The following is a 13,342-nucleotide window of genomic DNA, read 5'->3' on the forward strand; positions in this document are numbered from 1 at the left end:
GCATGCTCAAGCTGGTCGGCGTACGCGGTGGCAATATCGACGGCATCCACGACACCTCGTACAACCAGTGCATCGTCGACGACCGGGAGCGAATGGATATGGTTCTCCTTCATGAGAATGGCAGCCTTCCCGACGCGGGTGGAGGGGGCGACTGTCACGAGGCGTTTCCGGGGAATGTCCTGAACCTGTGGCATCAGTGATCTCAAGAGCGGCGGCACACGGAACCCGAAGCGCTCCAGGACAAAGCGGGTCTCATCGTTGAGATCTCCTCCACGAACGGCGGTATAGACGCGGGAAGGATCCGTACGATTCTTGTAGAACGCGTAGCCAAGAGCAGAGCAGATGGAATCTGTATCCGGGTTCTTGTGCCCGGTGACAATGACTCTCTGCCGCATGTCAACTACTCGTTTCGTCCTGGACGACCTGGACTGCTTCAGGCCCCGGAGGCGCCTGCATGTCCCCGGCAAGCTGGGCCGACCGCTCCGAGCGGAGAGCCAGGTTCGTCCTGTGGAGTGTCGTCCACTGGAACTTGTATGGCTCCTCGCCTCGCATGAAATCCAGCTCGTGACAACCTTCGTGAAATGACTGCTCTGCAAGTGATACCAGCACCATGCGCCCAAGCGAATACTCTGCGTACGTGGGGTCATATTGGGTATTCCACATATACACGACTCCCTGCCAGTGGTAGGCGAGCATGAATGCGAGCAGTGCGTTTCCGCTCCTCAGCTCGCCTACGCGCAGCTGGTTTCGTTGGCCCATGAGTGGAAGCACTTCTCGAAGAAACTCCTGGTCCGGATGGTTGAGGAACGGGCTCCGGTGGCCGTCGACCGACCGGCGCTCACCGGACAATGCAACAACCTCGTCCACAAACACGCTATCGACCTCTCTGCGATCGACGTATCGCAGCTCCAATCCCTCTATACGCCCATCGCTACGACTGTTCCATCTGTTCAGTTTGTTCCGAACCTCATGCCGGAATCCCTTGCCCATTGTGGCATAGAACGCCTCCCAGCCGCCTTCGATGGGCAGGTACGGGCATTGCACGGTCGTCTGCCACACAGCAGAGACACTGCCCGCCTTGATCGCGCGGTCCAGAAGCGCCTTGTTGGGCGACTGAGCCGGGACCTCCTCGAGATCCAACCCGTCCCAAGACGAACGAAGGTCCAGCAGAGCTGAAACAAGAGCTTCCGTCACATCTGGGCGATCCCGGGGAGTAATAAGACCTGCGTAGTCCGACAGTCCCTGTCCCAGGAAATGCAGGTCCCTGGGTTCCGTGGTCCCATTGCCAACATACAGCGGAGCAAGGCCAACGGGCACGCTGTCTTCGTATGCTGCAATGAGCAATAGCCGCCTGTCCGCACCAAAGTACTTCCACCACGTAAACAACCATTCGAACGTAGAATCGCACGTATTGGCGACGCTTCCGGCAACCAGCCGATTCCAGAACGGTTCCAGCGATGCGAACCCCGTGCTGTCCCTGATGAGTCTTGTTTCCATCAATGTTGTTCCTCTCCTGTCACAACAAGTCGCACTCAGAGTCGCGGCACGTCAGAAACCAGGCATGGTACGGTTTCACGGTTACGAGGGTAGACTTGCGCTTATGCATCGGTACAGTATACATGAGAATCACGCCGCCACACCGCTGCAAAGGAGAATGCCTGTGTTCAATCTCTATTTGTTCGACCTCGATGGAACACTTGTTGATACACGCCGCGACATTGCGGAAGCCGTTAACCATGTCCTTCAGCTGCACGCCCGGCCTGTTGCCGACCTCGCCACTGTCATCTCGTGGGTGGGAGACGGCCTCGATGATATGATGGTACGAGCTTTCAACACTGACGAACGGGAGTTCGTGGGGGAGCTGGTGGACGAATTCCGGTCCTACTACAAAGACCACTGTACTGACTTCTCGTCCGTATACACAGGTTGCTCACAGACGCTCACATCGCTCCAGGAACGGAAAGCTCACCTGTCAGTGCTGACGAACAAACCTCAAGACCTCTCTCTCCAGATCCTGGAGCGCCTCGGGATCCTGCAGTTCTTCGATCATGTCGTTGGACCCAACGACGCCGACCTGCGCAAGCCAAATCCATCCAACCTTCTGTCCCTGGTACGTGACGTCGGCACGAGCAACGAGCGAACGCTCATGGTAGGGGACTCCCGGAACGACATCCTTGTGGCTCGCAACGCCGGTGTGGCTTCGTGCGGCTGCACATTCGGCTACATCGGACGCGATGCACTGCTTGAGCTCGATCCCACCTACCTTATCGAAACCTGGCCTGGGCTTCTGCTACTGGCAGACTCAACCAATTGAAGATTGTACCTGCCGAACTACAATAATCCCGTCAGTTCTGGAACGTGTCGCCCCCGGGACTCCGGGGTTTCTTGCTATGATGAGCGCCCGCATGCGGGCGGGAGGAATATGATTATGCGGCATGAAGACACAGCAGTAGTCCATGTCAGGGTGATGGCGTCGCTGGGCGGATGGTGGAAACAGACAGGCGACGCCGTGTACTTGAGAAATGGAATCATCGAGCGTATCGGAAGTACTGCCGACGTTCAGGCAATGGCCTCGAGCAGGAATGCACAAGTCCTCGATTTCGCCAGCACACCTGAAGCGACATGCTATCCGGCATTCATGGACTCTCACCTGCACCTTGACCTGTACGGCTTCTCGCTCCTGCACGTGAACCTCAATGGTGAGACCTCACTCGACGGCGCCCTGGAGCGCATCCGTCTGGCCGGGAGACCGGACAACGGTACCTGGATCCTGGGCGATTGCTGGGACGACGAACTCTGGTCCGACAGCCCACATCGGCGCCAGCTGGACGATCTCTACCCAAATTCGCCGGTAGTTCTCAACCGCAAGGATTATCACTCGCTCTGGCTCAACACGGCCGCTCTCAAGGCGGTTGACCTGTGGAATTCCCGCCCGTTTGGCTCTGACCTCGTTCCTTGTGACGCAGACGGCCCTACCGGCATCGTCCGCGACGCCGCTCAAGACTGGGCCTTTTCCCGCATTCCCGCCCCCCGGCTCGACGAACGGTTCGCTGCTCTCCATTGCGCCATCAGCAAACTGCTCTCGATGGGATTTGCCTCGTGCTGCAGCATGGACTATGACATTTTCCCGGAACTCCAGGCGCTGATCCCTGCCATGAGCGAAGAACCTCGCATCCGGATCTGGCAGGCCGTTGGCCTCGCCAACCTCGACGCGGCCGTATCGCTCGGGCTCCGGTCGGGTTTTGGCTCAGATTTCCTCCGGGTCGGTGGCATCAAGGCCTTTGCCGACGGCTCACTGGGTTCCCGGACTGCGTACATGGAAGAGTCGTGGCCAGGAGCCCCTGGTAACTATGGCTACCACACCTACGAATCCGTGAACTGGCTGGCCGATCGATTCCGCAAAGCGGATGAGAACGGCTTGTGGGTATGGGTCCACGCCATAGGCGACAGGGCGAACAGGGAGACACTGGATGCGTTCGAGCAAGCCGGCGTCGCCACCTCCAAGGGGCACGCCCACCACCGCATAGAACACGCCCAGTTCCTGCACTCCGAGGACGTGGAACGGTTTGCCAACCTCGGGATCGCAGCGTCCGTTCAGCCCTCGCACCTCGACCTCGATATCGGCAAGTTGAAGACCGTCTTCCCCACGCCGCATCCTCGTTCATATGCCTTCAGGTCATTGCTCGACTGTGGCGTAGAGCTGGACTTTGGATCCGACGCACCCGTGGAAGACCCGGACGCACTCAAGGGCATCGCGTTCGCCGCATTCCGGACACGAGCAGGCGAACTTCCATATCAGAGTGAGCAGTGCATCAGCGTGCAGGACGCACTTACCGCATACACCGTAGCACCTCAGAGTTCCGTAGGCCTTTTCGGACAGCGGGGCAATCTCGTGGAAGGGCAAGACGCAGATATCGTCGTCCTGTCGAGAGATATCCTGGGAGATAACGAACCGTTGGCTCTCCGGTCGACTCAAGTCCTCGCCACGATCGTGGCAGGAGACCTCGCATTCAAAGCCTAAACACAGGAGAGCTTGCATAGCAGAAGGCCCCGCTCACGCGGGGCCTCGTTATTTTGCACGAACATTCCGATTGCGATACTCAGTGCTCGGTTCCACGCCCCGGTTTGCGATAGTAGAGCCACATGACCAGACCAAGTAACCCGGCAAGAACAACAAACCACACGGCCCTGTCGAGGTGGATGGAATTCGCCTTGGTTGAACCGGGCGTCACGATTGTCACACTCGTTGCATGGATGTCGGTCTCACCCTCGTGCTGGATGCACACACGGTGGAAGACACCAGTGATGAGCACGACGTCTCCAACCGTACGGTAGTTCTCTGTACGCGAGATTGCAGGCATGGCCACGCCTTTTGGCACAAACACGCCCATGGCGGTATTGTTGCCATCCGACAGGTTCATCCATGTGCCGTCCTTACGCACCATCAGGTCCTGCAGGACCTCTCCCTTGAACGACACAGTCTGCCCGTCCCACTTGTAGGAGTTTTCCACAAGTTCATTCGTCGACAGCAGGGGCGGCTGCACGGCGCTTGCCGAAACAGGGGCGACGATCAGAATCGCGAGCGCCACGATTATCAGAACAGCACAGAGTTTCTTCATACGGCCGCCTTCCTGACTCTCATACTCCGGAAGCTCGTGGCGATGAAACCGAACAGGGTGAACACGGACAGGAACTCTAGACGTCCCATCCACATTTCTAGCATGTACACGATTTTCAGCAACGTGGGCATGCTGGCCTGTGTCACTCCGCACGATAATCCAGTGTTGCTGCCGGCCGACACGGACTCGAAGAACGCATCTACCATGGGATATCCGTAGGCCATGCCAACAACGGCGCCAACAACATAGATGAGGACATACAGGACGACGATGACTGCCGCGCCCTTGACCACGCTGTCGGTGAGCGTGTTGTCATGCAAATGATGATAATGACCCGTAACGACAGCACGCTCGGGGGACAGGAGCTTCCTGATATCGGTTGCTATGCCCTTGACGATGATGCCCATACGCAGCCCCTTGAACCCGCCGCCAGTCGAAGCGGCACTCGCGCCGATAGCCATGGCGATGGTCGTCGCAAGCATGCCGAGAGGACCCCATTCGCGCACAAACGTCCGTGCGTAGATATTGGACTGGCCAGTCGTCGTATGGCCCGATATGAGCTGAAAGAATCCGCGCCGGAACAACTCCACAGCATTTGGATAGACGCCTCGTTGCATGAGTGCCAGACACACGAGAGAGAAAGTCGTCAAGACAGTGATCGTAAACGAGACAATCTCCACGTTGCGAAGGATCTCCCTGCGGTTTCCGGTCCAGACGGCGTAGTGCAGGGCGAAGTTGAATGAACCCAGGATGAAAAAAACCATGCTGGCGATTTCCATAGCACTGCTGTGGTAATACAGCATGTTCTGACTATAGGGGGCAAAGCCGCCGGTACTCCAGGCGGACATGAAGATATACGCGCCGTGAAAGAATGCAAGATATGGCTTGATGCCATTCGCCATGGCAATGAGTCCAAGGACAACAGTGCCCACGCCCAAATAGATGAGGGAAATGCGCCAGATGAGGACCGCGATGTGCCGGACGTTAGGCTCGAGCTTCTCTTCCTTGCCTTCGCCGACCATGATCTTGAACGCACCACCCGTGGAACCGATCAGGAACGTCAGAGCCAGCACGACGATCCCTTGACCGCCGACATACGTCAGAAGATGGCGCCACATGTTCAGTCCCTGGGAGATGTGATCCAGATCCTGCAGGAGAAACAGACCTGTCGTCGTGTACCCGCTCATCGTATCGAAACATGCATCGAGGAACGATTCAGAGTGTCCGCTCAGCACGTAGGGAACGCCGGAGAGCACCATAGCGACGAGCCATGATCCCGCGGCGATGACCATTGCATGGGTAAGTCCCGGGGTGCTCTTCGTACGAGAGATGAGCGCCAAGGTGTATCCGACGAGCAGTGTGAGTGCAACAGAAATGGCAAAATCCAGAGCGGAGGCCCACTCACGAAAAACAAGACTCGTCACCATCGGGATGAGCATCAGTAGACCGACGCCGATGGTGACGAGGCCGGTATAGTACCCTATGATGCGAAAGTCTTCTTTCCAGACCCTGCGAATCATCGTCTAGCGCCCCACGAAAAACAGCCAGGAGATGAGAAACGCGACCCCGATGAGGCCGCACGTAAACGCAACCTCGGTGAGCATCCCCAGGAGACCACGACGGAGAGACGTTATACGCTTCGTTCGAGTTCGTTCGTCCATGACACTTGTCCCTTCCCGAATACTCGTCTGAACTGTTCTTCCGCCTCAGGAGCCACGAGGCCGACGACGATGTCGCCTGCATTCAGAACGGTAGCCCCACGCGGGAAGATGACTTCGCCCTCGCGCATGATGGAAACCACGACGCACCCGGTGGGCCACGTCAGTTCCCTCAAGGTCTTTCCTGTCACAGGAGACTCACCGGCGATCTTCAGTTCGACAAGAGTCGCCTTTCCCTTGCCGATCGAGACGAGGGGGATCATGTCATCGACGATGATGCCTTCTTCAATGACCGTCGCAAGGATATTTGTCGAGTTGAGGGCAAAGTCTACACCGAACTTCTGGAAGATATCCTCATTGCGGGGGTCGTTGATGCGAGCCGTCGTGAACGGGACATTGAATCGCACTTTGGCAAGCTGGCACGCCACCAGGTTGTCGGCATCATCCCCCGTCACCGCAGCAAATCGGTCGGTCTTCTCGATACCGGCGTCGATGAGAGCGCCCAAGTCGCAGCAATCACCATTGATGACAAGCGCTTTTCCCCAATCCGACAATGCCTCACAAGCTTCTGCATTGTGCTCGATAACAGCAACGTCATGTCCCTTACCAACAAGTAAATGAGCAAGATAGGACCCGACCTTTCCTCCACCTGCAATAATAATATACATGGTTCTACCTCTCATTCAGATGGAAGATCGCGCTGACCCTTGGAAGGTCCGATACGTGCAGCGCCACCAGCAATTGATCATTGTCGGCGAGAACGTCGGTTCCTTTAGGAAAAGTCGTGGTTCCATCACGCGTGAGCGAGATGACCTTGAAGTCGTCCAGAGCCTCGATTTCAGCTATCGTTGTTGCCGGGATCCTGGGGTGGAAGGGGACTTCGACCAGCTCAATACCTCCACCAGGCAGGATGAAGTGACTTTCCTCGTTACGGATCATAAACTTGCTGTAAATGATGTTCGCAGCCGACGTCGTTGGACAAACCGTCTCGAGACCGAGAGCCCTGTAGGTCTCCCCTTTGACAGGATCGAACACGCGGGCAACCACCATGGGAACCTTGAAAATGGTCTTGGCGACCTGCGCGGCCATGATGTTCATGTTGTCCCCATTAGTCACTGCAGCGAAACCATCTGCATGCTCAATCCCCGCAGACTTGAGCACCTCCATATCGAATTCAACTCCAGTGATTGTAGCTCCATTGAACTCGTCGCTGAGCCGACTGAAGTTGCCTGAATCGTGGTCTACCACGGCCACGTCATGGCCTTCTTCCGAGAGCTTTGTAGCAAGCTGAGCGCCAAGGCGCCCACAACCAACGATAACAATATACATAACAAACATCTCCTTGCGAATCCTTAGAATGGACTCATCACAAAATGTTGATTATAGGCATCTCTCGGCCGACGTCAAGATGTCCAAACTCTATAAATGGGGATTTCTTTGCATTGCCAGAGGAAACCCATCCGCCGGCTCCCGCATTGTTGCAGGCCCAGTGCAATAGTGCTACCATGAGCCACGCACATTTGTCGTCATGAGGGGACACCATGCAGGAACCGGTCGAAAACCAACTCATCCAGACGAGTCCGAGAGGAAGTCGTCCGCGCCTCAGGCGAGCTGCATCCCCGATGGCGTGGGGTCAATCAGGCGCCGTCATGGCACTCTACCACAGCGGAGTGCTGGCTGACATCGTGATTATTCTGGGGATCCTCGGTGTTTTCTACGGCATTACTCAGGTCGGTCGCGAGTGGGCAGGAGTTCTGAGGCCCACGGTGGTGATCGACCTCTCGTTCCGTGCGCTGCCGCGATACACACTCTTCTCACTGGTCCGAGGATTGGCTGCTTACTGCATCTCCTTCCTCTTCACTATTGTATATGGATACTGGGCGGCCAAGGACCGGCTGGCCGAGAGACTGCTTGTCCCCATTCTGGACATCCTGCAGAGCATCCCCGTCCTGGGGTTCATGCCAGGCGTCGTGCTGGCACTGGTGTCCGTCTTCCCCAACAGCAACACTGGACTGGAACTTGCTGCAGTATTCATGATCTTCACGGGACAGGCATGGAACATGACCTTCAGTTTCTACAATTCTCTCAAGTCTGTGCCAGCGTACCTTCAGGAGGCCGGTACCATCTACCACTTCAACTGGTGGCAACGCCTCACTCAGATCGAGATGCCCTACAGCGCTGTCGGCCTCATCTGGAACAGTATGATGAGCATGGCTGGTGGATGGTTCTTTCTCATGGTCACCGAAGCATTTCAACTGGGCAACAGGGATTTCAGGCTGCCCGGCATCGGGTCCTACATGTCGGTCGCCGTCGAAAAAGGCGACGTACCAGCGATGGCCGCAGCGGTTATCGCCATGGTACTGATGATCGTTGCCCTGGACCAGTTGCTGTGGCGGCCAATGGTTGTCTGGGCACAGAAATTCCGTATCGAAGACACGAGCCAAGAAGAGTCGATGGATTCATGGTTTCTGGACCTCCTCCATCACTCGCATATCCTCCGCTGGATCGGCGCTGCAAACTCTTCCATCGGCCACGCATTCGGCAGCCTGATTTCGCGGTTTTTCCGGTACCCTCATCGCAACATGCCGGGCAACTCTCCTGTTGTCTCTGCACCCACTGGACATGGAGTGCCGAACCGTCCTTCGTTCTCCGTCGTTTTTGCTCGAGTTCTGTTCTTCCTGCTGGCAGCCGGACTGGTCTTCGCCCTTACCCAGGTCATCCGTCTTCTCATATCCGTTCGCATCGATGAATGGTTGCATCTGCTGAGGAGCGATCTCCTGACCCTCACACGCGTAACCGCGGCCATTGTCCTGGGGACCTTATGGGCCTTGCCCGTGGGCTTGCGCATCGGACTCTCGCCAAAACTGTCGAAGATCATGCAGCCAATCGTCCAAGTCGCGGCATCGTTCCCGGCACCGATGCTGTTCCCGGCCGTGATCCTCCTGCTGGCTCTGCTCAGAGTCAATATAGGTTTCGGCAGTGTCATGCTCATGCTGCTCGGCACACAATGGTACATTCTGTTCAACGTCATTGCCGGCGCACAGGCCATTCCCTCTGACCTCAAAGAAGCTGCTGCCAGCTATCGTATCACGGGCAGGCAACGCTTCTGGTCGCTGTACCTGCCGGCCATATTCCCCTACCTCGTGACAGGCTGGGTGACAGCGACAGGTGGAGCCTGGAACGCCAGCATCGTGGCCGAAATCGTGACGTTCCGTGGCCAGACCCTCAGGGCGCAGGGGATCGGATCTGTCATCAGCGAGGCGGCGTTTGGCGCCAACTTTGCTGAACTGGCTGCTGCAATCCTCATCATGTCGCTGACCGTCGTGCTCATCAACCGCTTCGTGTGGCGAAGGCTGTACGCTGTCGCCAGCACGCAGTATAACCTCAGCAAGTAGAGGAGGCCCCATGAAAGACTCTGTGCAACAGCCTGTCCTGCTTTCCAGTGAGAACGTCACTCAGCGTTTCCCGATGCCCAATGGAAACATGGTGACCGTTCTGGACAATATCAGCATGGATATCCGGAAGGGAGAGATCATCTGCCTGCTCGGCCCTTCGGGCTGTGGCAAGTCGACGTTCTTGCGCATCCTGGCGGGCCTCATGCATCCCACGAGCGGCAAGGTGTTCGCCCGTGGCAAGGAAATGGCGGGCCTGACCCCGGGCGTCGGCATGGTTTTCCAGATGTTTGCCCTCTTCCCGTGGATGACCGTGAGCGAAAACATCCAGTCTGTCCTCGTCCCTCTGCAACTCCCACAGGAGGAAGTCCAGCGCCGCGTCAGTACCGTGATCAAGATGGTCGGTCTCGAGGGCTTCGAAGAAGCGTATCCACGCGAGATCTCGGGTGGCATGAAGCAGCGTGTGGGCATCGCGCGTGGCCTCGCGGTACAACCTGAGCTATTATTCATGGACGAGCCGTTCAGCGCAGTGGACGCCTTGACCGCGGAGTCGCTCCGGACAGACTTGGTCGACATCTGGGATGAAGCTGAAGGTCAACCAGCATCCATCGTCATGGTCAGCCACGATATCAAGGAAGTCGTCTATATGGCCGATCGCATCGTTGTCTTCTCGGCGAATCCAGGGCGCATCCGTACAATCGTCCAAAACAAGCTGGCACGACCTCGCGACTATCGGACTCCGGATTTCCTGGCGATGGTCGACTACCTCCACGACATCATTACAACGAACGAACTGCCCGACATACCTCCTGCGGCCGTGACGAGTCCCTCACAACCCGTATTCGAACCACTTCCGCCCGTCTCGTCAAGTGACGTCGTCAGCTTCGTCGAATACCTGGACTCGCATGGCGGCCAGGGCGACGTCTTTGTTCTGGCTCACGAATTCGGCAAGGAATTCAGTGACCTCATCAACATCGTCAAAGTTGCCGAGATGCTGGATTTCATCGATACGCCAAAACAGCGCACCGTGCTGACGCCGCTAGGGCACCGGTTCGCCGACATGGACACCGAGGATCAGAAAGTCGTCTGGAAACAGCAGATCCTGACTCTCAGCATCTTCAAGACGATTCATGCGGACGTCCAGGCATCCCGGAATGGTACCATGCTCGACGACGACGTCCAGGATCGCCTGGCACAGCTGTTGCCCAATGAAAACCCGACGTTCACGTTCGAGACGTTCATCAACTGGGCCCGTTTTGGCAATCTGCTGGCATTCGACGACGACTCGGACGAGGTGTCACTTCAGTAAGACGAGTCGCTCGCAGTCACAGTCACGACTCCTTCCAGAACCAGAATCTCGTGTTGACAGAGCGCGCACACTTGTATAATAACAAGGTATTGGTGTGGTTGGCCGGGGTCTCCAAGGTAGCTTGTCGAATATCTGCTCTCCCCGGAAACCAGCCTTTGGAGGCACGAAATGAACCTACTCATCATTCCTGTCGTGGCTGGCCTTACCTGCATTGGAGCCGCACTCTATCTGTTCCTCAGGCTAAGAGCAGCCAAGATCTCCTCACCGAAAATGAGCGAAATCGGCAGCTACATTGCAATTGGAGTCCGAGCGTACCTTTCTCGCCAACTCCGGGCGATTCTGCTCGTCACTCCTGTCGTAGCAATCATTCTGGGCTTCACGCTGAACATCTGGATCGCAGTGACATTCGTGCTTGGCGTCTTCACCTCGCTGATCACGGCGTACATGGGTATGAGCGCGTCCACCCGTGCTAACGTCAAGACCGCCGACGACGCGACCCGGTCGGTGAACACGGCATTCCACACAGCTGTCTTTGGCGGATCCATTATGGGTTTCTCGATCACGGGATTCAGCCTTGTCGTGCTGTCGGTGCTCTATCTGTTGTTCAAAGATCCAAACCCACTCGTCGGCTTTGGATTTGGCGCCAGTCTCGCGGCCCTCTTTGCCCAGATCGGTGGAGGTATCTATACCAAGGCAGCCGACATCGGAGCCGATCTCGTCGGCAAGGTCGAGGCGAATATTCCTGAGGACGACCCACGCAACCCGGCTGTTGTTGCTGATCTCGTCGGTGACAACGTAGGCGATTGTGCCGGCAGAGGCGCAGATTTGTTCCAGACGTTCTCCGACGATATCGTGACCGGAATGGTCGTTGCCCTCACGCTGGTCCCCAAGTACGGAGGCGCCGTACTCTTCTTCCCTATGCTCCTCCAATCGGCCGGCCTTGCTGCTTCGATGCTTGGCGTCCTGTCCATACGGTTCTTCGACCGAAGCAAGCCCGAGACCGCCTTCTACTGGGGCATGGCTGTGACCACTGTCTTTGCAGTGCTCGGCTCCTTTCTGGTCAGCCATTTCCTGGTTCACGACATGGCCCTCTTCATCGGCACCTGTCTGGGAGTTGCAACCACCCTTGTGTCTTCGATCATCACCCGGTACTACGCGGGCTCCTCGGGAAAACCGGTCCACGACATTGCCGAAGCATCCAAGCGCGGCGTGGCGCTCAACGTCATCACAGGGCTATCGGCTGGCCTGCAGAGTCCACTGGGATCCATCGTGATGATTGTCATTGCTGTCGCTGCGGCATACTTCATCTCGGGCGGCTCGCTTCTGGCAATCGTCGCTGTCAACATCGGTACCGACTTGCTCATTGGCTACATCATGACAGCCGATGCCTTCGGTCCGATCATCGACAATGCCTCAGGTATCGCAGAGATGTCAGGGGCGCACGAGCAGATCGTGCACTCACTGTCACAGCTCGATTCAGTCGGCAACACCATGAAGGCGACGACCAAGGCCTATGCCATGTCATCCGGCACAGTGACTTCATTTGTCCTGTTCTCGACGTACTTCTCCATTGTCGGTCTCAAGACGATGAACGTGATGGAGCCCTACTCCATTGCATTTATCCTCCTCGGCATCTGCCTTCCGTACCTCATCAGCTCACTGACCATCGGCTCGGCAGCCAAGACGGCGATGCTCATGGTCGACGAAGTCCGCCGCCAGTTCAGGACCATACCCGGCATCCTGAAGGGCGAGGCTATGCCAGACTATGCGACCTGCATCGACATCTCGACACGCAACGCTCTCAAAGAGATGATCCTTCCAGGTGTCATCAGCATCGCGGTGCCGATTTTCGTGGGACTGGTGTTCGGTCACTGGGCGCTCGGTGCACTCCTCATCGGAGCAGTACTTAGTTCAGCTTTGCTGGGGCCATTCTTCAACAACACGGGCACCGCCTTCGACAACGCAAAAAAGCTCATCGAAGACAGTGGACGCAAGGGGTCCTTCGAACATCAGGCGGCCGTTGCTGCAGACACGGTCGGCGATCCGCTCAAAGACGTGGCAGGACCTGCTCTGCTCATCTTCATGAAGCTGATCGGCATGGCAGCCCTGCTCATCGCAGGCATCAAACCGTTGTTCTAGCACGGACATAGCGCCATCGTCAGGACGAGGCGGGAGCATCACTGCCCCCGCCTCTTGCATAAATCCTCCATCTTCTGGTATAGTATCGCTATGTCGTGATGCCAGAGAGGAGTGACCCATGAATGTAGCCCAGTTCATCTCCGGTTTGTTGCTGATCGTTCTATCTGCAGGATTCTACTTCGCGTCCAGGTCGCGCAAGGCGCACGCCGGCCAGCTCAGTCAGGC

At 57.0% G+C, this 13,342-nt stretch carries 12 protein-coding genes; 5 read left to right on the forward strand and 7 right to left on the reverse strand.

Translation table 11 applies throughout. The features are described 5' to 3' along the window. On the reverse strand, positions 1-395 hold a 395-nt coding region (locus SMC5_RS10585), incomplete at its 3' end, for a CBS domain-containing protein (protein WP_119119361.1). A 1-nt stretch (position 396) separates the two neighbouring features. Then, positions 397-1,497, reverse strand: a complete 1,101-nt coding sequence (locus SMC5_RS01895; RefSeq protein WP_119119362.1) for a GNAT family N-acetyltransferase — start codon at positions 1,495-1,497, stop codon at positions 397-399. Positions 1,498-1,660: 163 nt separating this feature from the next. Between SMC5_RS01895 and SMC5_RS01900 the strand changes: the two genes are divergently transcribed. Together SMC5_RS01900 and SMC5_RS01905 are read left to right on the forward strand one after the other, a co-directional pair. After that, a complete protein-coding gene (locus SMC5_RS01900; RefSeq protein ID WP_165846172.1) occupies positions 1,661-2,314 on the forward strand; it encodes an HAD family hydrolase in 654 nt (217 codons plus the stop codon). A gap of 114 nt (positions 2,315-2,428) precedes the next feature. After that, the gene (locus SMC5_RS01905; protein WP_165846173.1) at positions 2,429-4,021 is read left to right on the forward strand and encodes an amidohydrolase; all 1,593 of its coding nucleotides are present in this window, start codon (positions 2,429-2,431) and stop codon (positions 4,019-4,021) included. A gap of 79 nt (positions 4,022-4,100) precedes the next feature. Here SMC5_RS01905 and SMC5_RS01910 read toward each other — a convergent pair whose 3' ends face one another. From SMC5_RS01910 to SMC5_RS01925, 5 genes are read right to left on the reverse strand one after another with little or no spacing between them, the layout of a single operon-like run. Further along, the gene (locus tag SMC5_RS01910; RefSeq protein ID WP_119119364.1) at positions 4,101-4,619 is read right to left on the reverse strand and encodes a hypothetical protein; all 519 of its coding nucleotides are present in this window, start codon (positions 4,617-4,619) and stop codon (positions 4,101-4,103) included. Beyond that, positions 4,616-6,139, reverse strand: a complete 1,524-nt coding sequence (locus SMC5_RS01915) for a TrkH family potassium uptake protein (RefSeq protein WP_119119365.1) — start codon at positions 6,137-6,139, stop codon at positions 4,616-4,618. The genes SMC5_RS01910 and SMC5_RS01915 overlap by 4 nt, the downstream gene beginning before the upstream one ends. Before the next feature lie 3 nt (positions 6,140-6,142). Then, complete coding sequence (locus SMC5_RS10590) at positions 6,143-6,280, reverse strand: hypothetical protein (protein ID WP_165846174.1); 138 nt, start codon at positions 6,278-6,280, stop codon at positions 6,143-6,145. Beyond that, complete coding sequence (locus SMC5_RS01920) at positions 6,250-6,945, reverse strand: potassium channel family protein (RefSeq protein WP_165846175.1); 696 nt, start codon at positions 6,943-6,945, stop codon at positions 6,250-6,252. Before SMC5_RS01920 ends, SMC5_RS10590 begins: the two co-directional genes overlap by 31 nt. A gap of 4 nt (positions 6,946-6,949) precedes the next feature. After that, the gene (locus SMC5_RS01925) at positions 6,950-7,606 is read right to left on the reverse strand and encodes a potassium channel family protein (protein ID WP_165846176.1); all 657 of its coding nucleotides are present in this window, start codon (positions 7,604-7,606) and stop codon (positions 6,950-6,952) included. A gap of 212 nt (positions 7,607-7,818) precedes the next feature. Between SMC5_RS01925 and SMC5_RS01930 the strand changes: the two genes are divergently transcribed. The 3 genes from SMC5_RS01930 (at position 7,819) to SMC5_RS01940 (ending at position 13,117) form a co-directional block, all read left to right on the forward strand. Next, complete coding sequence (locus SMC5_RS01930) at positions 7,819-9,672, forward strand: ABC transporter permease (RefSeq protein WP_207798969.1); 1,854 nt, start codon at positions 7,819-7,821, stop codon at positions 9,670-9,672. A 10-nt stretch (positions 9,673-9,682) separates the two neighbouring features. Then, entirely contained in the window at positions 9,683-10,978 is a 1,296-nt protein-coding gene (locus SMC5_RS01935; RefSeq protein WP_119119368.1) for an ABC transporter ATP-binding protein, read from the forward strand. Between the two features lie 168 nt (positions 10,979-11,146). Then, positions 11,147-13,117 carry a sodium-translocating pyrophosphatase gene (locus tag SMC5_RS01940; RefSeq protein WP_119119369.1) on the forward strand — a complete coding sequence of 657 codons (1,971 nt, stop codon included), beginning with the start codon at positions 11,147-11,149 and terminating at the stop codon, positions 13,115-13,117. Positions 13,118-13,342 lie beyond the last annotated feature (225 nt).

Origin of the sequence: Candidatus Cryosericum odellii, assembly GCF_003570935.1 — a bacterium.
GTDB classification, from domain to species: domain Bacteria; phylum Caldisericota; class Caldisericia; order Cryosericales; family Cryosericaceae; genus Cryosericum; species Cryosericum odellii.

Excerpts from the sequence above, each read along its gene's own strand:
- SMC5_RS01895 (WP_119119362.1), bottom strand. The coding sequence starts at position 1,497 with ATGGAAACAAGACTCATCAGGGACAGCACGGGGTTCGCATCGCTGGAA.
- SMC5_RS01905 (WP_165846173.1), top strand. The coding sequence starts at position 2,429 with ATGCGGCATGAAGACACAGCAGTAGTCCATGTCAGGGTGATGGCGTCG.
- SMC5_RS01910 (WP_119119364.1), bottom strand. The coding sequence starts at position 4,619 with ATGAAGAAACTCTGTGCTGTTCTGATAATCGTGGCGCTCGCGATTCTG.
- SMC5_RS01915 (WP_119119365.1), bottom strand. The coding sequence starts at position 6,139 with ATGATTCGCAGGGTCTGGAAAGAAGACTTTCGCATCATAGGGTACTAT.
- SMC5_RS10590 (WP_165846174.1), bottom strand. The coding sequence starts at position 6,280 with ATGGACGAACGAACTCGAACGAAGCGTATAACGTCTCTCCGTCGTGGT.
- SMC5_RS01920 (WP_165846175.1), bottom strand. The coding sequence starts at position 6,945 with ATGTATATTATTATTGCAGGTGGAGGAAAGGTCGGGTCCTATCTTGCT.
- SMC5_RS01925 (WP_165846176.1), bottom strand. The coding sequence starts at position 7,606 with ATGTATATTGTTATCGTTGGTTGTGGGCGCCTTGGCGCTCAGCTTGCT.
- SMC5_RS01930 (WP_207798969.1), top strand. The coding sequence starts at position 7,819 with ATGCAGGAACCGGTCGAAAACCAACTCATCCAGACGAGTCCGAGAGGA.
- SMC5_RS01935 (WP_119119368.1), top strand. The coding sequence starts at position 9,683 with ATGAAAGACTCTGTGCAACAGCCTGTCCTGCTTTCCAGTGAGAACGTC.
- SMC5_RS01940 (WP_119119369.1), top strand. The coding sequence starts at position 11,147 with ATGAACCTACTCATCATTCCTGTCGTGGCTGGCCTTACCTGCATTGGA.